The sequence below is a fragment of the Streptomyces sp. NBC_00988 genome, assembly GCF_045162645.1.
Taxonomy (GTDB): domain Bacteria; phylum Actinomycetota; class Actinomycetes; order Streptomycetales; family Streptomycetaceae; genus Streptomyces.
In genome coordinates, this window is sequence record NZ_CP108730.1 from 11,150,184 (window position 1) to 11,171,563 (window position 21,380).

At 69.0% G+C, this 21,380-nt stretch carries 19 protein-coding genes; 2 read left to right on the plus strand and 17 right to left on the minus strand.

Translation table 11 applies throughout. The features are described 5' to 3' along the window. Window positions 1-38: 38 nt before the first annotated feature. Window positions 39-1,190 (plus strand): acyl-CoA dehydrogenase, encoded by a 1,152-nt coding sequence (locus OG496_RS50235; RefSeq protein ID WP_405975708.1) that lies wholly within the window; start codon window positions 39-41, stop codon window positions 1,188-1,190. 18 nt (window positions 1,191-1,208) lie between these two features. Next, a complete protein-coding gene (locus tag OG496_RS50240) occupies window positions 1,209-2,072 on the plus strand; it encodes a 3-hydroxybutyryl-CoA dehydrogenase (protein ID WP_405975709.1) in 864 nt (287 codons plus the stop codon). Window positions 2,073-2,139: 67 nt separating this feature from the next. On the opposite strand, the gene OG496_RS50245 is transcribed toward OG496_RS50240, so the two are convergent. The 17 genes from OG496_RS50245 to OG496_RS50325 form a co-directional block, all read right to left on the minus strand. Continuing rightward, window positions 2,140-2,955 carry an SGNH/GDSL hydrolase family protein gene (locus tag OG496_RS50245; protein ID WP_405975710.1) on the minus strand — a complete coding sequence of 272 codons (816 nt, stop codon included), beginning with the start codon at window positions 2,953-2,955 and terminating at the stop codon, window positions 2,140-2,142. A gap of 160 nt (window positions 2,956-3,115) precedes the next feature. Beyond that, complete coding sequence (locus OG496_RS50250; RefSeq protein ID WP_405975711.1) at window positions 3,116-4,666, minus strand: class I adenylate-forming enzyme family protein; 1,551 nt, start codon at window positions 4,664-4,666, stop codon at window positions 3,116-3,118. A gap of 19 nt (window positions 4,667-4,685) precedes the next feature. Next, window positions 4,686-5,834: a saccharopine dehydrogenase family protein gene (locus tag OG496_RS50255; RefSeq protein ID WP_405975712.1), complete on the minus strand. Its 1,149-nt coding sequence runs from the start codon at window positions 5,832-5,834 to the stop codon at window positions 4,686-4,688. A gap of 65 nt (window positions 5,835-5,899) precedes the next feature. Further along, window positions 5,900-6,937: a dihydrodipicolinate reductase gene (locus tag OG496_RS50260; RefSeq protein ID WP_405975713.1), complete on the minus strand. Its 1,038-nt coding sequence runs from the start codon at window positions 6,935-6,937 to the stop codon at window positions 5,900-5,902. A gap of 49 nt (window positions 6,938-6,986) precedes the next feature. Beyond that, a complete protein-coding gene (locus tag OG496_RS50265; protein ID WP_405975714.1) occupies window positions 6,987-7,997 on the minus strand; it encodes an NADP-dependent oxidoreductase in 1,011 nt (336 codons plus the stop codon). Then, the gene (locus OG496_RS50270) at window positions 7,994-8,884 is read right to left on the minus strand and encodes an NAD(P)-dependent oxidoreductase (RefSeq protein ID WP_405976862.1); all 891 of its coding nucleotides are present in this window, start codon (window positions 8,882-8,884) and stop codon (window positions 7,994-7,996) included. The genes OG496_RS50265 and OG496_RS50270 overlap by 4 nt, the downstream gene beginning before the upstream one ends. After that, window positions 8,869-10,377, minus strand: a complete 1,509-nt coding sequence (locus OG496_RS50275) for an aldehyde dehydrogenase family protein (protein WP_405975715.1) — start codon at window positions 10,375-10,377, stop codon at window positions 8,869-8,871. The genes OG496_RS50270 and OG496_RS50275 overlap by 16 nt, the downstream gene beginning before the upstream one ends. Before the next feature lie 25 nt (window positions 10,378-10,402). Then, the gene (locus OG496_RS50280; protein ID WP_405975716.1) at window positions 10,403-11,176 is read right to left on the minus strand and encodes a gamma-glutamyl-gamma-aminobutyrate hydrolase family protein; all 774 of its coding nucleotides are present in this window, start codon (window positions 11,174-11,176) and stop codon (window positions 10,403-10,405) included. Next, window positions 11,176-12,282, minus strand: a complete 1,107-nt coding sequence (locus OG496_RS50285) for a Zn-dependent alcohol dehydrogenase (RefSeq protein WP_405975717.1) — start codon at window positions 12,280-12,282, stop codon at window positions 11,176-11,178. The genes OG496_RS50280 and OG496_RS50285 overlap by 1 nt, the downstream gene beginning before the upstream one ends. Next, the gene (locus OG496_RS50290; protein ID WP_405975718.1) at window positions 12,282-13,637 is read right to left on the minus strand and encodes a glutamine synthetase family protein; all 1,356 of its coding nucleotides are present in this window, start codon (window positions 13,635-13,637) and stop codon (window positions 12,282-12,284) included. Before OG496_RS50290 ends, OG496_RS50285 begins: the two co-directional genes overlap by 1 nt. After that, window positions 13,630-14,250 carry an SCP2 sterol-binding domain-containing protein gene (locus OG496_RS50295; protein ID WP_405975719.1) on the minus strand — a complete coding sequence of 207 codons (621 nt, stop codon included), beginning with the start codon at window positions 14,248-14,250 and terminating at the stop codon, window positions 13,630-13,632. The genes OG496_RS50290 and OG496_RS50295 overlap by 8 nt, the downstream gene beginning before the upstream one ends. Before the next feature lie 53 nt (window positions 14,251-14,303). Beyond that, complete coding sequence (locus OG496_RS50300; protein WP_405975720.1) at window positions 14,304-15,170, minus strand: phytanoyl-CoA dioxygenase family protein; 867 nt, start codon at window positions 15,168-15,170, stop codon at window positions 14,304-14,306. 373 nt (window positions 15,171-15,543) lie between these two features. Continuing rightward, the gene (locus OG496_RS50305) at window positions 15,544-16,410 is read right to left on the minus strand and encodes a sugar phosphate isomerase/epimerase family protein (protein WP_405975721.1); all 867 of its coding nucleotides are present in this window, start codon (window positions 16,408-16,410) and stop codon (window positions 15,544-15,546) included. Further along, the gene (locus OG496_RS50310) at window positions 16,407-17,423 is read right to left on the minus strand and encodes a Gfo/Idh/MocA family oxidoreductase (RefSeq protein ID WP_405975722.1); all 1,017 of its coding nucleotides are present in this window, start codon (window positions 17,421-17,423) and stop codon (window positions 16,407-16,409) included. The genes OG496_RS50305 and OG496_RS50310 overlap by 4 nt, the downstream gene beginning before the upstream one ends. A 23-nt stretch (window positions 17,424-17,446) precedes the next feature. Then, window positions 17,447-18,874: a sugar porter family MFS transporter gene (locus OG496_RS50315; RefSeq protein WP_405975723.1), complete on the minus strand. Its 1,428-nt coding sequence runs from the start codon at window positions 18,872-18,874 to the stop codon at window positions 17,447-17,449. A 12-nt stretch (window positions 18,875-18,886) separates the two neighbouring features. Continuing rightward, window positions 18,887-19,837 carry a TIM barrel protein gene (locus tag OG496_RS50320; protein WP_405975724.1) on the minus strand — a complete coding sequence of 317 codons (951 nt, stop codon included), beginning with the start codon at window positions 19,835-19,837 and terminating at the stop codon, window positions 18,887-18,889. Between the two features lie 40 nt (window positions 19,838-19,877). Then, window positions 19,878-21,374, minus strand: coding sequence for a CoA-acylating methylmalonate-semialdehyde dehydrogenase (locus OG496_RS50325; RefSeq protein WP_405975725.1), 1,497 nt, complete (start codon window positions 21,372-21,374; stop codon window positions 19,878-19,880). Window positions 21,375-21,380: the final 6 nt, after the last annotated feature.

The window sequence follows — 21,380 nt, forward strand, 5'->3', positions numbered from 1 at the left end:
CAGTACCATTCCTGTCAGCTCTCTCGAAGGTTGTGCCCGTGGGCCGCGATGTCGACCTGTACCGCCCGTCGGAGGAGCACGACATGCTCCGCGACGCGATCCGTTCACTGGCCGAGGCGAAGATCGCGCCGTACGCCGCAGTGGTGGACGAGGAGTCCCGCTTCCCGCAGGAGGCCCTGGACGCCCTCGTCGCGAACGACCTGCACGCCGTCCACGTCCCCGAGGAGTACGGCGGCACCGGTGCGGACGCGCTGGCCACGGTGATCGTGATCGAGGAGGTGGCCCGCGTGTGCGCGTCCTCCTCCCTGATCCCGGCGGTGAACAAGCTGGGCTCGCTCCCGGTGATCCTCTCGGGTTCCGAGGACCTGAAGAAGCGGTACATGACGCCGCTCGCCAAGGGCGACGCGATGTTCTCGTACGCCCTCTCCGAGCCGGACGCGGGCTCGGACGCGGCCGGCATGAAGACGAAGGCGGTCCGCGACGGCGACCACTACGTCCTGAACGGTGTGAAGCGCTGGATCACCAACGCGGGCGTCTCCGAGTACTACACGGTGATGGCGGTGACCGACCCCGAGAAGCGCTCCAAGGGCATCTCCGCGTTCGTGGTGGAGAAGGCGGACGAGGGTGTCTCCTTCGGCGCCCCGGAGAAGAAGCTCGGCATCAAGGGCTCCCCGACCCGCGAGGTCTACCTCGACAACGTCCGCATCCCGGCCGACCGCATGATCGGCGCGGAGGGCACCGGCTTCGCCACCGCGATGAAGACCCTGGACCACACCCGCATCACCATCGCGGCCCAGGCCCTCGGCATCGCCCAGGGCGCCCTCGACTACGCCAAGGGCTACGTCAAGGAACGCAAGCAGTTCGGCAAGCCGATCGCCGACTTCCAGGGCATCCAGTTCATGCTCGCCGACATGGCCATGAAGATCGAGGCCGCCCGCGCCCTCACCTACCAGGCCGCGGCCGCGTCGGAACGGGGCGACAAGAACCTCACCTTCCAGGGCGCCGCCGCCAAGTGCTTCGCCTCGGACGTCGCCATGGAGGTCACCGTCGACGCCGTCCAGCTCCTCGGCGGCTACGGCTACACCCGCGACTACCCGGTCGAACGCATGATGCGCGACGCCAAGATCACCCAGATCTACGAGGGCACCAACCAGGTCCAGCGCATCGTCATGGCACGCAACCTCCCTTAAGACCCAGAGGACTTCACCATGGAAACCATCTCCCGTCTCGGTGTCGTCGGCTGTGGCCTGATGGGCTCCGGTATCGCCGAAGTCGCCGCACGCGGTGGCCTCGACGTCCTCGTCGCGGAGACCACTCCTGAAGCCGCCGACGCCGGCAGGCGCCGTATCACCGACTCCCTCGACCGCGGAGTCCGGCGCGGAAAACTCACCGAGGAAGCTCGTGACCTCGCCCTGGCCGGGCTTTCCTTCACCCACGACCTCGGGGACATGGCGGACCGTCAGTTCGTCATTGAGGCGGTCGCCGAGAACCGGGACATCAGGACCAACGTCATCCGGACCCTGGACAAGGTCGTTGCCGATCCGGACGCGGTCCTGGCCACCAATACCTCCTCGCTGCCCATCGTCGATCTCTCGGTCGCCACCGAGCGCCCCGGGCAGGTCATCGGGATGCACTTCTTCAATCCGGTGCCGGTGCAGCAGTTGGTGGAGCTGATCCCCGCGCTCACCACGAGTGCGGACACTTTGGACCGTACGCGTCGCTTCGCGACCGAGCGGCTCGGCAAGGTGACCGTCCAGGCCCCCGACCGCTCGGGCTTCGTGGTCAACGCCCTGCTCGTGCCGTATCTGCTCGCCGCCGTGCGGATGGTCGCGGCCGGTTCGGCGAGCGCCGAGGACATCGACCGCGGGATGGAACTCGGCTGCGCCCACCCCATGGGGCCGCTGCGGCTGCTGGACCTTGTCGGCCTGGACACCGTCGAGTCCATCGCCGACACGCTGTACGACGAGTACAAGGAGCCGCTGTACGCGCCTCCCGCGCTCTTGCGCCGCATGGTCGCCGCAGGGCACCTGGGGCGCAAGAGCGGTCGCGGGTTCTACGGGTACGCGAGCTGATCCGGCGGCGATTCGGGCAGGAGCTGTTCGGCCCGGAGGCGCTTGCCGGTGATGGTGTGGCGGGCACTCACCGAAGTCCGGACAGCACCTGCGCGGCCGTGTTCGCCATGCCGAGAGCGTTCGGGTGGATGGGGGCCGCGTCCTGGACGTCCTGGAGACCCTCGACCCAGCGTGTACCGGGCGCCTGGCAGAGATCGTGGCCGACGCTGGAGGCGTACGTGTCGACGAACTCGGCGCCGTTGGCGGCGGCTTGGGCGGAGAGAAGTCGGTTCAGCCGCTGTTCGACGCTGTTCAGGTACGGTACGTCGCCGGTCGCGACGGGAACGTCCACCGCGCACTTCGACTTGGCGGCGGGCAGCAGATCCGGGTAGCCGACGACGGCCACCCGTGCGTGCGGGGAGCGCTGGTGGATTCCCTGGATCACGGCTCCGACCTTCGGCGCGATCTCGTCGAGCTTTTGGAGAATCTGGTCGGTGCCGCCGCTGTTGTAGTTCTTCTCGCAGGGTGCGCCGGTGGGGTCGGAAAAGCTGAGCACGACGCAGGTGACGACAATTCCCGCGAACCCGGCGTCATTCCCGCCGATCGTGAGCGTGACCAGTCCCGTATCGGACGTCAACGCGTCGAATTGCGGCGCGATCCCGAGCTGGCGGCCCGTCATGTCGTCCGTCACCGCGCCGCTGCAACTGACGTCGGTGAAGGTCGTGGGGTCGGTCGCCCGGGCCACCAGCGAAGGGTAGTTGTGGTCGGAACGGGCACAGATCCCCGAGCCGGAGACCGTTTCCGGAATGCCGGGCCCGGCAACGTAGGAATCACCCAGCGCGACGTAGTCGCCGAGAGCCGGCATGGCTGCCGCAGGCCCGGATGCGGCGACCGCGAGGGTCACGGCAATTCCGGTGGCGGCAGCGGTCCGTAATCGTAAGGGCGTTTTCACGCGCACAATTCATCTCCTTCGACGAAGTTGTGCGGGATGTTGCTACCGCCCGGTAACCATGTCAACGACGACGCCGGAATTATTGCTCCTCGCACAAAGACGGCAGCCGCTTTTATACGTCCGGTACTCCCGAGGCCGCGTGGTGTGAGAACCGCCGCGCGACCTCGCGCCGGTCGACCTTCCCCGAGGCCGTCAGCGGCAGCTTGTCGTAGACGGTCCAGCGCTCGGGGACGGCGTAGTCGGGGAGCCGTTGTGCGAGGTGGTCGCGGGCCGCGCGCTCGTCGAAGAGCGTGTCCGGGCGGGGCTCGACGGCGGCGGCCACCCGCTGGTGCAGGACCGGGTCGTCGATACCGAACACCACCACCTGGCCGACGTCGGGACGCTGGGCGATGCACGACTCGACGAAGGACGGCAGGATCTTCTCGCCGCCCCGGTTGATCACGTCGTCGACCCGCCCGGTGAGCCACAGCAGGCCCTCGTCGTCGAGACGGCCGAGGTCTCCGGTACGGAGCCACTCACCCCTGAACTTCTGCTCGGTGAGCCCGGGTTGACGCCAGTAGCCGGTCATCCGGGTGGGACCGGACACCCACACCTCGCCGGTCACCCCCGGGGACTGCCGACGGCCCTGCTCGTCCACGACCTTGAGCTGTACGCGCGGCGCCGGCAGGCCGACCGACTCGCCCTTGGCGGCGACGAGTTCGTGCGGCAGGAGACTGACGATCGAGGTGAACTCACTCAGTCCGTAGGCGTGGGTGAGTCGCAAGTGCGGCCATCGGCCGAGGAGTTCGTCGATCCACGCCGCGGGCATCGGGCTGCCGCCGAAGAAGAGCTTCGAGGCGGGACCGTAGATGTGCTCGGCCTCCTCGGACATCATCAGCATGCGCAGGATGCTCGGCACCGCGGCGAGGAAGGTGACCGGGCGTTCCCGCAGTTCGGCGATCGCGTCGGCCGTACGGTACTTCGTCAGCAGATGAGTTCGGCCGCCGACGACGAGCATGTGCCCGAACTGGTCGTTGAATCCCGTGTTGTGGAAGATCGGTACGAGGACCAGCGTGCTGTCGTCCTGGGTGCTCCCGTGGAACTCGGCGACCGCGAGGGCCCCCTTGAACAGGGCCTCGTGACTCAGCATCGCGCCCTTGGGGACGCCCGTCGTCCCGGACGTGAAGCTGATGAGGGCGAGGTCACCGGGGCTCGGCGCGTCCGGAAGGGCAGGGGCCGCGGGCTCGGCCGACCCGTCGGCCCGGCGGAGCAGCTCGCCGAGCTCGATCACCTCACGGTCCGACTGCGCGCTGTCCCGCACGAGTTCGGCGGTGGAGGCGTCGTGGAGGACGGCCTTCGCCTCGATCAGTTCGCACTGGTCGCTCAACTGCCCTGGGTTCAGGCGGTTGTTGGCCGGGGCCACGACGACGCCCAGGCGCAGGCACGCGAGGTACGCCACGACCCAGGCCACGGTGTTCCGGCCGATGAGGACGACCCGGTCGCCCTTGGCCACGCCGCGCGCCGCCAGTGTTACGGCGACTCGGTCGACGCTCGCGTCCAGGCCGGCGTAGGTGAGCTGCTCGGCCCCGTGGCGCAGGGCCACTCGGTCCGGACTCTCGCGTGCCCAGCCGCGCAAGGCCGCCGGCAGCGTCCGCACCGGCCCGCTCCGATTCTCTGTCTGCATGATGGCGGCAACCTTTGAACTAGGCCGCGGGCGTGGGCTGCACGCGCGTGATGCGGGAGCCCTCGCCGGCGAGGGACACAAGGATGTCTTCGTACAGCGGCAGTGCGACGTCCCAGCGCAGAGCCTCCGGTCCCCAGGCGCCCGGAAGGGCACCGTGGTCCAGGAGCACGACCGCCGCCACGGCGGCGCCGAGTCCTGTGGTGCGCGACATCGGGGCGTCGTCGGTGATCGCGAGGGAGCCGAGGACCTCCTGGCCGGCCAGAGCCTGGACGAGGACCGCCGAGGAGGCGCTCGGCCGCTCATCGGGCTTGCGGTTGTAGCGGGCCCACATCAGCTTCCACAGGAACTCGGCGGGCTCCACCTGCGTGCCCTCGATGTCGACCGTGACGTCGGTGTGGCCGAAGCCGATCCGGCCGAGCGTGGAGAAGGCGGCGTTGGCCCAGGCGGGCCGTAGCGTGCCCTTGCAGCTCGCGTACGTCAGCTGCGGGTAGTGCCGGGAGAGCGTGACCGGTTCGGGGTGGGCGGTGTCGTAGGCCTCGATGACACCGTGCGGCTCGGGGAACGCGTACGACGCGGCGGTCGACGGTACGAAGCCGGCCGACTGCTCCCATTTTCCGTCCCGGTAGACGGGGCAGGTGCTCACGGCCATGTGCAGCATGTGCCGCAGCGGGGCGAGACCGCCCGGGTCGCTCTCGTGGACGAGCCAGACGACCTGGACGCCGTCCGCGGTGGGGTGGGCGTCCAGCAGGCGGCTGGCCATCCAGTTGGAGACGCCGGGGGAGAGGCCCGCACCGGTGATGAGGGGCAGTCCCGCCTTCTTCGCCTCGTCGTCCAGGGCGAGGATGGCCTCGGTGCCCTCGACGTCGTCGCAGATGTCGACGTAGGCGGCGCCTGCGGCCAGTGCGGCGCGCGCCACGGCGTCGGAACCGGCGAAGAAGGGGCCCGTGAGGTTGACGACGGCGTCGACTCCCGTCAGGTCCACCTCGCCCTTCGACACGTCGGCGATCCGCCCGGTCACCCGCTCCGGTGCCAGCGATTCCGCGTGCTCGACCGCCTCCTCGGACCGGTCCAACGCCACGAACTGTGCGTCGGGGAGCCGGTCGAGCAGGATGCCGAGAGCGCTGCGGCCCATCTGTCCCAGCCCGACCACCGCGACGGTGCGCGTCATGTGTGTCTCCTTCGATTTCAATGCAGTGGATGTCCCTGCTGGTGCGGTCGTGTGCCGGCTGCTCGTTACGCGAGAGCGCCGGGCGTGACGTAGTTCTGCATCGGCAGCGCCCGGTAGCGGAGCGGGGGCAGCTGGTCCGGGGTCACGAAGCCGGCCGGGGCGTTGATGACGTCCGGGATGCGGTTCACCCACTGCGTACAGGTCGTCGTGTAGCTGGGGACCCGGCCGTTGTCGAGGTAGAGGTCGGGCTCGCCCTTGACGACCCACTGGTTCATGTCGCTCTCGCCCTCACCGAAGACGTAACCCGACATCTCGAAGGTGAAGGTGGGCCCTTCGACGGTGGTCATCACGTCGATGTCCGCGTAGCCGATCACCGTCCCCTTGGAGAGGGTGACGCCGATGCTGTTGGAGTGCCGGTCCTCGTCCGCGACGACCGGGCTGATCTCGGTCTTCCGCTCCTTGGGAGTCAGGCCGGTGGCCTGGGCCAGTGCCGAGAGCAGGTTGCCGCCGAAGGTCGGTGGGCGGTGTTCGGACGCGATGGACTCCTGGAACTGCTCGAGGGTCTCTCCGACGTGTTTGCTCTGGATGATGGCGGCGCCGTATTCGTCGGCGTTCCAAGTGGCCTTCCCGTAGACCGAGTCGATGCGGTGCGCGGTGCCCAGGAGGGCGCTGACCTGGTGGAGCCAGAAGGAGTCCTGGTGGCCGGAGCCGGTGATCGTCACACCGTTCCGCTTGGCCAGCGCGTCCAGTTCGGCGGCGATGCCGGGGGAGGAGGACCAGGGATAGAGGGATTCCTCGGAAATCGTCACCACGTTCGCGCCGCTGCGGACGCACAGCGCCAACTGGTCCTTGATCTCCGGCAGGAAGCTCTGCGTCGCGTGCAGGACGACATCCGGCCTGCGGGTGGCCAGCACCTGTTCCGCGTCCGCCTCGATCGGGACGTTGAGCCGGCCGATTCCGGCGAACTCCCCGAGATCGCGGCCGACTTTATCGGGATTCCGCGCGATGGCGCCGACGATCTCGACGCCCTTCTCGGTCATGAGCCTGGTCGCCAGGGCACCCATGGCGCCGGCGCCGTACACGACCGCTCGAATTCTCCGCATACCGAACTCCTTGGGAATACCGGGGATTTCAGGGGGACATCAAGGGGATTCAGCGCGCGAGACGCACGAGCATCTTTCCGAGGTTGGCACCCCGGAAGACATCGAGAAGTGCGTCCACGGCATTTTCGAGACCGTCCACGTAGGTCTCCTGGTAGGTCAGTCGGCCGTTCGCCAGCCATTCGGCGGCCCGTGCCTGGAATTCCCCGGCCAGGTCGTCGTTGTCGTACACGATGAATCCCTGGAGCTTCAGCCGTCGCACGATGGCGAGTCCCAGATTGCGTGGCCCGTGGATCGCGCTGTCGTCGTTGTACGACGCGATGGAGCCGCACAGGGCGAGCCGGCCGAAGTCCCGCATGTGGGTGAGCGCGCCTTCGAGGTGCTTGCCGCCGACGTTGTCGAAGTAGACGTCGATGCCGTGCGGGGCGTGCCGGGCGAGTTGTTCGGCGACCGGTCCGTCGTGGTAGTCGAAGGCGGCGTCGAAGCCGAGTTCGTCCAGGAGGTAGCGGACCTTCGCCGGGGATCCCGCCGAGCCGATGACCCTCGCGGCGCCCAGGTTCTGGGCGATCTGGCCGACCGCGCTGCCCACCGCGCCCGCGGCCCCGGAGACGAAGACGATGTCGCCCGGCTCCAGTTCGGCGACACGCACCAGGCCCGTGTACGCGGTGAGGCCGGTCATGCCCAGCACCCCGAGGAAGGCCGACGCGGGCGCGCGGCTGATGTCGATCGACGTGGCCCGTACGGCATCGACCACGGCGTGCTCGCGCCAGCCGTAGTCGTGGACGACCATGTCGCCCACCGTGAACGCGTCGTCGGAGGACTTGATCACCTCACCGACGGCCCCGCCCTCAAGGGGCGCGTCGACCGCGAAGGGCGGGACGTAGGACTTGCCTGCGTTCATCCGGCCCCGCATGTACGGGTCGACCGACATGACGGTGTTGCGGACGAGGAGCTGCCCGGGGCCGGGATCCGGCAGTTCGGTCTCGACCAGGCGGAAGTTGTCGTGGGTGGGCCAGCCGTCCGGCCGGGAGGCCAGCTGGATCTCACGGGTCACGAAGGTCATCCGGCCCTCCCGAGGACCTCATGGGTGACGGCCAGCGACCTGTCACCGAGCCCGGCGGCCTGCGCCGCCCGGAGGTTCGCCAGGAATCCGGCGCCGATGTGGGCGGGCTGGCCGATGGCACGGATGGTGTCGGTGATCATCGCCATCGCCGCCTCGTAGGTGTCGACCGCGGCCTGATCGGTCTTGTAGGAGCCGGACTGGATCTGCTGAGCGCCGCCGAGGATTTCCGTGCGCAGCAGATCGAGCCACCGCAGCGCGTGGACGGCGAGCCGGTCCGCCGGAACACCGTGGTGGGAGGCGTAGGCGCTCGCCTCGTAGAAGGCACCGAGGGCGGTGCAGAAGAAACTGCCCGTGGCGGCGGTGTCGATGACATTCGCCTCGTGGATGGCCTCCGAGGTGTGGACCGTTCCCGCACCCATCGCGGCGAGGACGTCGCGGTACCTGTGCCAGGCTGCCTCGGGGCCGGAGACCAGGATGTCCGCCGTGGTGCCGACGTCCTTGGGGTACGCCAGAACCGCCCCGTCCAGGTAGGTCATGCCCGTGGACGCGAAGGCCTTCTCCATGTCCGCCGCCGCGGCGGCATCCCCGGTGGTGAGGTTGAGGAACACCGTTCCGGCAGCCGCGCATCCCGGGGCCACCGACGTCACGACCTCCTCGACCGCCCGGTAGTCGGACAGCACGGCGACCGTCACTTCTCCCCAGGCAACGGCCTCACTCGGCGTCCATACCGTCCGGGCGCCCTGGTCCGCGAGTGCCACGCACTTGGCCGGGGTGCGGTTCCACACGGCCACGTCGTGTCCGGCGTCGAGGAATGCCTTCGCCACCGCCGATCCCATGAGGCCCATGCCGAGCACGCTCACCCGTGTCGCGGTCACAGCGCGATCCAGGTCGTCTTCAGGGCGGTGAACTTCTCCAGCCCGTGCACGCTCTTGTCCGCGCCGTGGCCGGACAGCTTGCGCCCGCCGAACGGGACCGAATAGTCGCCCTCCTCGAAGCAGTTGACCCAGACGAGACCGGCCTCGATGGCCCGCGACATCCGGTGGGCGCGGCTCAGATCCCCGGTCCACACCGACGAACCCAGGCCGTAGTCCGAGTTGTTGGCGATCGAGACGGCCTCGGCCTCGTCGGAGAAGGTGAGAACGGACAGGACCGGTCCAAAGATCTCGTGCTGGGCGAGCCGGTCATCGGGCCGGACGTCGACGAACACCGCCGGTTCGACGTACCAGCCGGGCCGGTCGAGCGGCTCGTCGGTACCGAGGACGAGCTTGGCGGAGGTCTCCGCCCCCTTGGTGATCTCGGCCAGTACGTCGTCACGGTGGCGCCTGCTCGCCAGCGGGCCGAACTGCGTGGCCGGGTCCAGCGGGTCGCCGATGCGGAGAGCCTTGAGGTGCTCGACCACACCCGCGACGACCTCGTCCCGTACCGACTCGTGGACGATGAGCCGGGACCCGGCCGTACACATCTGACCGGAGTTGAATGCGATCGCCCAGGCGGCCGTCCTGATCGCCTCGTCCATGTCGGGGGCGTCCGGGAAGATGATGTTCGGCGACTTGCCGCCGAGCTCCAGCCAGACCGGCTTGGCGTTGGACTCGCCCGCGTAGGTGAGGAGTTGCTTGCCCACGTCGGTGGAGCCGGTGAAGGTCAGCGTGGCGATGTCCGGGTGCCGGCCGAGGGCGGCGCCGGTGACCGGGCCGCTGCCGGTGACGACCTGGAGCACTCCGGCCGGAACGCCGGCCTGGTGGGCGAGTTCCGCCGCGCGGAGCATCGACAGGGGCGACTGGCTGGCCGGCTTCAGCACGACGCTGTTCCCGGCGACCAGGGCCGCGGGCACCTTGAACGTCGACAGGGTCATGGGGAAGTTCCACGGGGTGATGGCCGCGATCACCCCGAGGGGTTCGCGGGTCACCAGCGCCAGCGAGTTCTCCCGGCCGCGCGGCGACTCGTCCATGACCTTGTCGGCGAGTTCCCCGTACCAGCGGATGAGGCCGATGACCGTGCGCATCTCGACGGCCCAGGCGTCGGTGACCGGCTTGCCCATCTCCAGTGCTATGAGGAGGGCGAGTTCGTCGCGGTTCTCCTCCAGCAGGTCCGCCCAGCGGATCAACACCTCGCCCCGTTCCCGGGGTTGGAGGCGTGACCAGTCGCCGCGGAGGAAGGCCTTGCGCGCGCTCTGGACGACAGCGTCTATGTCGGCCTCGTCGGCGGCCGGAAGGTGTGCGACGACCTGGCCGTCACGCGGCGCGGTGAGAGGAGCGGTCGCCCCACTGCGGGCACCTGCCCATGCGCCGTCCACCCACATTCCCTCGGGAACGCGCAGGGAGCCGAGCAGGGCGAGCCATTCGTCCTTCGTCGTGGGTGCGGGCTTGTGTGTGCTGCTCATGGGTATCGCTTTCCTCTCGACGAGCTCAACGGGCCGTGACGGGACCGGCGTTGGGGTGTGTGCCGGATGCGGCTGCCGTCAGCCAGCCGAAGGCGGGGTCGGTGGTCTCCTGCCATTCGGGATGCCACTGGATGCCCAGGACGGGCAGGCCCGGCAGTTCGATCGACTCCACGACACCGTCGGACGCCCGTCCCGAGACGACCAGCCCGCTGCCGAGGGCGTCCACCGCCTGGTGGTGCCAGGAGTTGACCCGCGCGCTCCCGCCGTACACCGACGCGGCCAGCGAGCCGGGCGTGAACGTCACCACGTGGTCGGGCTCGCCGTCGGTCAGGGCCGCGTTCGGCGAGTAGTGCTCGACGGCGCTCGGCGGGAGGTCGGGCACGAGGCGGCCGCCGAGCGCCACGTTGAGGAGTTGGTGCCCCCGGCAGACCCCGAGCACCGGAACGCCGCGGTCGATCGCGGCGCCGATCAGCGCCGCCTCGTACGCGTCGCGCTCGACGTCGTGGGCCATGGTGGCGCAGCGAGGGTCGGCGTCGGCAGGCACCGCGCTCTCGTCCCCGCCCCAGCGACCGGGGTGGACGTCCTGGCCACCTGTGATGATCAGGCCGTCGAGACGCTCCACCGCTTCCGCGCTGCCCGCCTCGAACGGCAGGTGGACGGGGATGCCACCGGCTTCGGCGACACCGCGCGCGTAGTCGGAGAAGAACGAGTCGTAGTGACGCCCGGCGAACCTCTTGTCCATGCCGTGGACCAGGCTCGCGCTCAGCCGGCGCCCGGTGATGCCCACCAGTGGTCGCATCAGCTCTCCCCGATGTCGGCGACCACCCGGGTCGCGCTGCCCGAACTCAGCGTCGCGAAGCCGCTGTTGATGTCGCGCAGGGTGACGCGCTCGGAGACCATCTCGTCGAGCAGCAGCCGTCCCTGCAGATAGAGGTCGACGTACCGGGGCACGTCCACCTTGAACTGGTTCGATCCCATGAAGGAGCCCTGGAGCCGCTTCTCCTGGAGATAGAGCTCCGAGCCCTTGATGGCGATGGGCACGGTGTCCGGCACCATGCCCACGACCGTGGCGAGGCCGCCGGGTCCGAGCATCGAGAACGCCTGCCCCGCCGTGACACTGTTTCCCACGGCTTCGAAGCTGAAGTCGGCGCCGCCGCGCGTGAGTTCGCGCACCGCCTCGACCGGATCCACGTCCCGTCCGTTCACGGTGTGGGTCGCGCCGAACCGCTCCGCCGCCTTCAGTTTCTCCGGGACGATGTCCACGGCGATGACCTGGGCGGCGCCGGCGATCTTCGCGCCCTGGATGGCGGCCATGCCGATGCCACCGGTGCCGATGACCACGACGCTGGTTCCCGGCTGGACCCGCGCACTGCGGAAGACCGCGCCGAGTCCGGTGGTCACCGCGCAGCCCAGAATGCTCGCGGTGGCCAGGGGCATGTCCCGGGGGATGGCCACGAGAGCGTTCTGGTGGACGACCATGGCCTGGGCGAAGGCCCCGATCCCCGCCGTCGGACGGACCGGGTGGCCCGCCGCGTTGAGCAGGCGTGGCCGGGGCCGGTCGTGCGACAGCCCGTTGCGGTTCTCGCACAGGGTCAACTGGCCGTTGGTGCAGTACCGGCACCGCCCGCAGAACACGGACAGGCAGGTCACGACGTGGTCGCCGGTACGCAGCCCGATGACGTTGGAGCCGATGGCCTCGACGACCCCGGAGGCCTCGTGGCCCAGGAGGATCGGCGGTTCGGTCTCGAAGGTCCCGTCGATCTCGTGCAGGTCCGAGTGGCACAGACCCGCGTTGACCACCCGGACGAGCACCTCGTCGGGTCCGGGGTCGTCCAGCTGGAGCCGCTCGATCTCCAGTGCTCCGGGTGCGGTGTTGAGGACCGCCGCCTCGATCGTCGCCCCCATCACGGCAGCTCGAAGTAGCGGTTGGACTCCCACTCGGTGAGACCTGTGTCGGGGTCCCCGCCGGTGGTGTGGAACTGCAGCCATTCCCACCGCCTGGTGCCGAGCCAGTAGTCCACGAGTTCCTGGCCCAGCACACCGGTCAGGAGCGTGTCGGCCCGCAGTGCCTCGGCGGCCTTGCTGATGGTGTTCGGGATCTTCGGCATCCCCGGCGGAAGGCACCAGGCCATGTCGTCGAACGGCTCGGGCGGCTCGATCTTGCCGTCGAGCCCGGCGACTCCGCCGGCCAGCACCGCGGCCAGCACCAGGTAGATGTTGGCGTCGGCGCCGGGCGTCCGGTACTCCAGGCGCGAGTACTTCGGATGCCCTACGACGGCACGTACGGCCGTGCTCTTGTTGGCGACGCCCCAGGCGACCGTCGTCGGCGGTCCCTCCAGTTCCTGGAGGCGGCGGTACGACGTAATCGCGGGCAGCGCGAACGAGGTCGCCGGTGCCAGGGTGGCCATGACACCGCCCAGGAAGTGGGTCATCACCTGCGAGGGGCCGAACTCGTCGTAGAAGGCGTTCTCGCCGTCCCGCTCCAGCGAGACATTGATGTGCGAGGCCTGTCCGTACTCGTCGCACCACTTGGCCATGAACGTCACACAGCGGCCCTGCTCGAAGGCGACCTCCCGCATGACCTGACGGGTCCGTGCCCAGTAGTCCGCGGCCGTCACCGGGTCGGCCGGTGCGACGTTGAACTCGATCTGCCCCGAAGCGGCTTCGTCGCCCCAGGCCTCCCACGGGATGTGCAGTTCCTCCAGCCGGCGGGCGACCGCCAGCATGTAGTCCTCCCAGTCCTTGGACTTGGCGAGGTGGTAGGCCGAACCGGCGTTCCCTCCCAGCGGGGTGAGGTCGCGGTAGCCCTTGCTCCGGGCCTCCTGGATCGACTCCTCGAAGACGGTGGCCTCGATCTCCACCGCGACCTTCGCGTCGTAGCCCCGATCGGCGAGCAGCTTCGTCATCCGCTGCAGGGCGTTGCGCGGACACGCCGAGACCGGATCGCCGTCCGGGGCCCAGAATCCGCCGATGACCGAGGCCCTTCCCGGTGACCATTCGACGAGTGTCGACAGGTCGGCGTGCAGGAAGATGTCGGCCAGGTCGCCCCGCCAGGAGGGCATGGCGAACCCGAACTGCGGCGCGTTGCCCAGATCGAGCCCGAACGCCACGTCGGCGAAGGCGAATCCGGACCTGAGCCCGGACGCGAACTTCCGCGGCGAGACGTTCTTGCCGATGAACGCGCCTTCGAGGTTCGTCCCCTCGATCCGGACGCTCTCGATGCGGTGTTCCGCGAGCCAGCTGTCGATGTTCTCAGGCATGGAACCTCACCTTCAGCGCAGCGCCCGCCATGACGGACAGCTGGGTCATGGTGCCGCGGACGGCGAGCGAGCCCGTGTAGACCTCGTCGAGGAACACGTCGGTCCCCGACAGCACCCGGGCGAGCTTCTCGGCCTCACCGCACAGGACGTAACGCGGCAGACCGCCGCCGAGGACCAACTCCTCCTCCTCGCATACGACGACCAACTCCCGTGGCATTCCGGGGTCCTGGGAGGTCAGCTCCCAGAAACGCGTGGCCGCGTTCCGCCAGTGGGGCAGGGGCGGTCGCAGGACGCGCAGGACGTCGGTCACGAGCGGTGCGTCGGGCTCGGCACCGGCGACCGACCCGACGGCGAAACGGTCGGCCAGGTCCACGGTGAGGACGAGGTCCGCATCGGACGCGCTGCCATGACCGACCCGCACCCGGTTCTCTCCGAACCGGATCGTGACCGACTGCGGGTCGTCCTTCGACCTGACGACGACCGTCTCCCGGAGGGACGCCAGCAGACGACGGGACTCCGGGTCGCGGGCGCCGTCCCGCAGCGTGCGGCCGACCGTCAGCACGAGCGGGGTCGGATCGTCCTCAAGTACCACCGAAACTGCGGGGTCGGGCATGGCCGACTCTCCAATCGTGTCGCTCTCTTGGCGCCTGTTGCCGACGAGAGGAGTCAGAACTTGAGGTACTCGGCGAGCTCGGTGTAGTCGACCTGCCACAGGCCCGGGGAGCCCGTCGGGTACTGGGAGCGGAAGCCGAGGAGACGCTGCACGTGCTCGGGCAGCGACCGGGCGAGCTCGCGGTCGACGATGAAGGGGTAGGCCTCTTCGGGCGTGAGGAACCCGGGCTGGAGAGCGAACGCGACACCACGGCGGTAACAGTCGGTGGTGCGGTTGGCTCCGCCGCCGTGGGCGACCTTGCCGTTGATGAACAGGACGTCACCGGCCTGCATCTCGGCCGGGATGGTCATCTCAGGGGTGCCGCGGTCCTCGTAGTCGGGCCAGTGGTTGCTGCCGGGGATGACGCGGGTGGCGCCGTTCTCCTCGGTGAAGTCGGTCAGCGCGATCAGGAAGTTGATCATGACCATCGGGCCGGCCGGACCCATCCCGACGAACGGGTAGTTGTTCTCCAGGTCCCGGTGGAGCGGCTGCGCCTTGTTCCCGGGCCCGATCTCGATGACCTGGGCCGTCGTCATCCAGTACGAGCCGGACTCCTCGTTGAAGATGGCGTCGGCGAGGGGCTTGACCAGCTCGTGATCGACGATCTCCTCGCGGAACGTCCTGCTCAGGGTGACGAGGTTGGTCAGCCGCTTGGTGTTCGTCCCGTGGAAGTCGGCGATGCCTTCCATGTCGTTCTTCGTGCCGGGGCTCAGCGCCTGCATCGCGGGCTCGACCTCGGCGTTGAACCGGCTGACCTGGTCGGGGGTGAGGAACTGCTTGATGATCACGCCGCCGTCGTCGGCCACGATCGCGAGGATTTCCTCGATCGGGGTGCTGTTCGGCACCGACCGCAGTGTGACGTTCGTGGTGGTAGCACTCATTGCTGATCATCCCTTTTCGAGCCGAGATGGGTGTGTTCGACGGGTGTGACAGGGGGGTGCGGGCCCCGGCCGGCCGGGCACGGCCGCGCTGTCGCGACGGCGCCGGCAGCTTGCGCCGACGGCTTCTGATCAAATGACCAGATCGTATGACCAGAATGATTCACGGCCTTGGACGTGTCAATGGCCCGCCGCGATTCGCCGACGGCGGTCCGTACGGAAGATGAAGTCCACGGGTCCTGGTGGAGGTTTCGGGCGCGTTTCCGACCTCTCGGGACGGCGGGGACCGCCTCCAGCGCGACCTGCGGGAAACGGCGAAGGGCCACCCCCGCCGATGCGGGGGTAGCCCTTGGTGGATCAGTGGTCCGACGGTCGGTTACACGGTGAGTTCCTTGGTGATGCGGTCGAGCATGAACGCCGAGGACTCGCGGGCGCGTTCCTCCCAGGCGAAGACGCAGGCCGTGGCCACGCCGTCGAAGTTGAGCTCCCGGAGGGTGCCGAAGAAGGCGTTCCAGTCGACCTCGCCCTGGTCGATGTCGAGGTGCTGGTGGATGCGGGCGGTGGTGCCCGGCGGGTTGAGGATGTAGCGCAGACCGCTGGACCCCTTGTGGTTGAAGGAGTCCGCGATGTGCACGTGCTGGAGCTTGTCGCCGGCGTAGCGCATCATCGCGGCGATGTCCGCCGTCGGGTCGGAGCCCGAGAGGTGGAAGGAGTGCGGGGCGCAGTAGAGGTAGTTCACCCAGGGCTTGTTGATGGCGCGGACGAGGTCCACGGCGGGGGTGTTCTCCTCGCAGAAGTCGTCCGGGTGGGCCTCCAGGTTGAGGGCGATGCCCTCGCGCTCGAAGACCGGGAGCAGTTCCTCCAGCGAGCGCCAGAAGGCGGCCTCGCTCTCGGCTGCGCGCTCGGGTCGGCCGTTGAACTCCGAGTTCATCAGCGGACATTCGAGCTCGGCGGTGATCTCGATCATCCGCTTCCAGTACCGTACGGCGGTCTGTCGCTCGGTCTCGTCGGGCGAGGACCACTTGTACAGCGGGAGTACGGAGGACAGCTTCACCCCGTGCGTACGCAGCGAGTTCTTCAGCTCCGCCACGCGGTCGTCGTCCGCACGCGGGTGCAGGAAGAACGGCATGAAGTCGTCGCGGGGCGACAACTCGATGTAGCCGTAGCCGAGTTCGGCGACCGTGCGCACCATGTCGTCGATGGGCAGGGCGCGGAACATGTACGGGTCGAGGGCGATCTTCACACGGCACCTCCGTAGAAGGCGGGACGGGGCTTGAGGTCGGTGGCGACGACGTGGCCCGACTCCAGGGCCTCGACGGTAGCGCTGGTGATGACGGTGGCCGCGTAACCGTCCCAGGCGGAGGGGCCGGTGGGCTCGTTGCCGACGGCGATCCCCGCGATCCACTCGCGGAACTCCGTGTTGAAGGCGTCCGCGAAGCGGCCCACCCAGTCGGTGAGCACCTCCGTGCTGTGCTGTCCCGCGGTGCGCACGCCGACGGCGGCCGGGTCGGGCAGCCGGACGAGCCCTTCCTCGCCCACCGCCTCGCACTGGATGTCGTAGCCGTACTGGCAGTTGACGAAGACCTCCAGGTCGATGCGGACGCCCTTGGCCGTCTCGAAGAGCATGATCTGCGGGTCCTTGAGGTGCGCGAACCGTTTGCTCGTGGCGCGCGGGGTGACCACCTGGGTGGAGACGATCTCGTCGTCGAGCAGCCAGCGCAGTACGTCCACCTCGTGCACCGCCGTGTCCAGGGCAGCCATGTCGGACGTATACGACTCCGGGACGGTCGGATTGCGGTGGGCGCAGTGCACGATCAGCGGCTGGCCGATACGGCCGGAGTCGATGACCTGCTTCAACTGCCGGTAACCGACGTCGTAGCGGCGCATGAAGCCGACCTGGACCAGGCGGCGGCCGTGTGCCGTCTCGGCCTCGATGATCCGCAGGCAGTCCTCGGCGTTGGTGGCCAGCGGCTTCTCGCAGAACACCGGCTTACCGGCGGCTATCGCGGCCAGCACGTGCTCGGCGTGGGTCGGACCCCAGGACGTCACGAGCACGGCGTCCACGTCGTCCGCCGCGATCACGGCGGCGCCGTCGGGCAGCACCCGGGCACCGACCGGCGCCGCCGCCTCCTCGGCACGGGCGGCGTCGATGTCGGTGACCGCGGTGACGCGGGCGCCTGTCACGGTGTGGGTGAGGCGCTGGATGTGTTCCTTGCCGATCCAGCCGGCGCCGATGACTCCTACACGTACGGTCATGGTCATTCCTTATGCAGACGAGGTCAGGAGAAGCGCGCCCGGAGTTCGGCTTCGAGGGTTTCGAGGGTGCGGCCCTTGGTCTCGGGGACGTAGAGCTTGACGAAGGTGAACGAGAAGACGCCCGCCACCACGAAGAGGAAGAAGGTGCTGGAGACCCCGATGGCGGAGACCAGGGACGGGAAGACCAGCCCGATCGCGAAGTTGGTCAGCCACAGCACCACGGCCGCGACACCCATCCCGAAGCCGCGCATCCGCATCGGGAAGATCTCCGAGAGCATCAGCCAGGTCACCGGCGAGATCGCCCCCTGCTGGAAGGCGAGGAAGGTGACCGTCATCGCGAGCACCGCGAACGCCCGGCCGTCACCGGAAGGCAGCAGCAGCGAGAAGACACCGATCAGCAACAGGGCTGCTGTCGTACCGATCTGACCGGTCATCAGCATCGGGCGACGGTTGACCCGCCCCAGCAGCCAGATGCCGACGAAGGTGGCGAGCACCGAGATGACGCCGTTGGCGATGTTGGCGGTCAGGGCGCTGTCGGCGGTGAAACCGGCGTCGGTGAGGATCTGGGTGCCGTAGTACATGATCGTGTTGACGCCGGTGATCTGCTGCACGATCGCGATGCCGAAGCCGACGAACATGAGCTTGCGCAGCCACGGCGTGGACTTCATGTCCTGCCAGCCGCCGAGCTTCGCCTGGTCCTCCTTGACGGCGAGCGCGGAGACCTCGGCGAGTTCGGCCTCGGCCCGCTGCTGGGACCGGACCTGCTTGAGCACTTCCAGGGCTTCGGCGAAGCGGGTCTTGGAGGCCAGCCAGCGCGGGCTCTCCGGCATGACCAGCATGCCGAACCAGAGCACGACGGCCGGGATCGTGGCGAGCACGAGCATGTAACGCCACACTCCGCCGGATTCACCGCCCACCCGCGCGATGACGGCGTTGGAGGTGAAGGCCAGCAACTGCCCGCTGACAATCATGAGTTCATTGCGGGTGACCAGTGCCCCGCGCCGCTCGGCGGGCGAGATCTCGGCCAGATAGACCGGCACGGTCACCGAGGCGCCGCCGACCGCGAGGCCCAGCACGAAGCGGGCCACCACCATGACGGCGGTGTTCGGTGCGAGCGTGCAGCCGAGTGCGCCGACGAAGAACACCACGGCGAGGACGAGGATCGTACGGCGCCGTCCGCGCGCGTCCGAGAACCGTCCACCGGTGACCGCGCCCACCGCCGCGCCGAGCAGCAGCGAGCTGGTGACCATGCCCTCGGTGAAGGGGGTCAGGCCCAGGTCGTCGGTCATATAGGGCAGGGCGCCGTTGATGACGCCGGTGTCGTAACCGAAGAGCAGCCCGCCGAAGGTGGCGATGACGGTGATGAGCCGCAGCCGTCGTGACACCGCCAGAGGGGCGTCGTCCGCGAACGCGGTGGCCGGGGCTGTGGTCGTGTCGTCCCTGACGTCCATAGCCACCGCCTCCTATCGGTCGAGGTGCGGGCGGCGGGTACCCGTCAGCCCGCAACCGGCCAGGTGCTCACGGGTGCTGACCGCGATGGGCAAGGGCACCTCGGGAGCGCACGGGTACAGGTCCTGCTCGACGATGACGAACAACTCGGCGTCCAGCCGCGCGAGTTCGGCCACCACGTCGGCCGGATTCGGTACGCCCGCGGGAGGTGACACGCACACCCCGCGCTTGACCGCCTCCCCGAACGACAGGTCCTCGACCGCGACTTGGGCCAGCACCTCGGGATCCATCTGCTTGATGTGGACGTAGCCCACGCGCTCGCCGAAGCGGCGGATCAGGTCGAGGTTGTCGCCGCCGCCGTAGGCCACGTGCCCGGTGTCCAGGCACAGGTTGGTGTAGCGGGAGTCCGACTCGTTGAGCAGCCGCTCGATCTCCGGCTGGGTCTGGATGTGGCTGTCGGCGTGCGGATGGATGACGAGCCGTACGTCGTACTCGTCGAGCAGCAGCTTGCCCAGCCGGTCGGCGGACCGGCCGAAGCCCGCCCACTGGTCGGCGGTCAGCTCGGGCGACTCGGTGAACGCGCCGGTCTTCTCGTCCCGGTACATCGGCGGGATGAGGACGAGGTGGTGCGCGCCGGCGGCCGCCGTCAGTGCGGCGACCTGCCGGACATGGGCGAGCATCTCGTCCCACGCCTCCGGACGGTGCAGCCCGCCGAACGCGGTACCGCCGGAGACCTGGAGCCCACGGGCGTCCAACTCCTCCTTCAGGCGCTGCGGGTCGGTGGGGAGATAGCCGTACGGTCCGAGCTCCAGCCACTGGTAGCCGGCCGCGGCCAGCTCGTCGAGGAAGCGGGTGTACGGCACCTGGTGCTCGTCCTCGGGGAACCAGATGCCCCAGGAGTCGGGAGCGGAGCCCAGGCAGAGGTTGCCCGCGACGGTACGGAGGGGAGTTGGCGCCGTTGCCATGGTCGGTCCTTTGCGAAGGGGGGAGGGGGAACTCTGTGGATCAGCTGGAGGTGGGGAAGTTGAAGCCGGCGGCGACCTGCTGGGCGGGCTGCGGCCAGCGGGTCGTGACGACCTTGGGCCGGGTGTAGAAGCGGATGCCCTCGGGGCCGTGGATGGGGGAGTCGCCGATGAGGGAGTCCTTCCAGCCGCCGAAGGAGTAGTACGACATCGGCACGGGGACCGGCACGTTGACGCCGATCATCCCGACGGTGACCTTGCGCTGGAAGCGGCGCGCTGCCTCGCCGGAGGCGGTGAAGAGGGCGGTGCCGTTGCCGTAGGGGTTGGCGTTGATGACGGCGATGGCCTCGTCGAGGGTGTCGACGCGGACGATCGCGAGGACGGGGCCGAAGAGCTCGTCCTTGTAGGCGTCCATCTCGACGGTGACGTGGTCGAGGAGGGAGGGGCCGGTGAAGAAGCCGTCCTCGTGGCCCTCGATCTTCAGTCCGCGCCCGTCGACGACGACGGTGGCGCCCTGCGTGGCGGCGGTGGCGACGGCGTTCTCGACGCGTTCCTGGGCGGCCTTGGTGATGAGCGGTCCCATCTCCGTGCCCGGGGCGTCACCGGGGCCGACCTTCACCTCGCGCGCCTTGCGCTCCAGCACCTCCACCAGGCCGTCCGCCGCGGCACCCACGGCTACGGCGACGGAGACGGCCATGCAGCGTTCGCCGGCCGAGCCGTAGGCGCCGGCGGTGATGTGGTTGGCGGTGAACTCCAGGTCCGCGTCGGGGAGGACGACGGCGTGGTTCTTGGCTCCGCCGAGGGCCTGTACGCGCTTGCCGTGCGAAGTGGCCTGCTCGTGCACGTACTTGGCGATGGGGGTCGATCCCACGAAGGAGACGGCCTGGATGCCGGGGTGGGTGAGGATCGCGTCGACGGCGTCCTTGCCGCCGTGCACGACGTTGAAGACCCCGTCGGGGAGCCCGGCGCGCTGGTACAGCTCGGCGACGAAGTTCGCGGCCGACGGGTCCCGCTCGCTGGGCTTGAGGATGAAGGTGTTGCCGGTCGCGATGGCGATCGGGTGCATCCAAAGAGGCACCATGGCAGGGAAGTTGAAGGGCGTGATGCCGGCGACGACGCCGAGCGGCTGACGGAAGTTGTGCACGTCGATGCCGCGGGAGACCTGGTCGGAGAAGGATCCCTTGAGTACGTCGCCGAGGCCGCAGGCGAATTCGACGACCTCGCGGCCGCGGGTGATCTCGCCGCGTGCGTCGTCGACGGTCTTGCCGTGTTCGGCGGAGATGATCCGGCCCAGTTCCTCCTCGTGCTCGACGAGCAACTGGCGGAAGGCGAACATCACTTGGGTGCGCTGGGTGAGCGAGGACTCCGACCAGGTCTCGAAGGCGGCGGAGGCGGCCTGGACGGCGGTGTCCACGTCGGCCGGGCCACCCAGGACCACCTGGGCCTGCTCGGCGCCGGTGGCCGGGTCGAACACGGGCTGAGTGCTGGGGGCGGAGCCCTGGGTGGTGCTGCCGTTGATCCAGTGCGGGATGGTCTTCACGTGAGG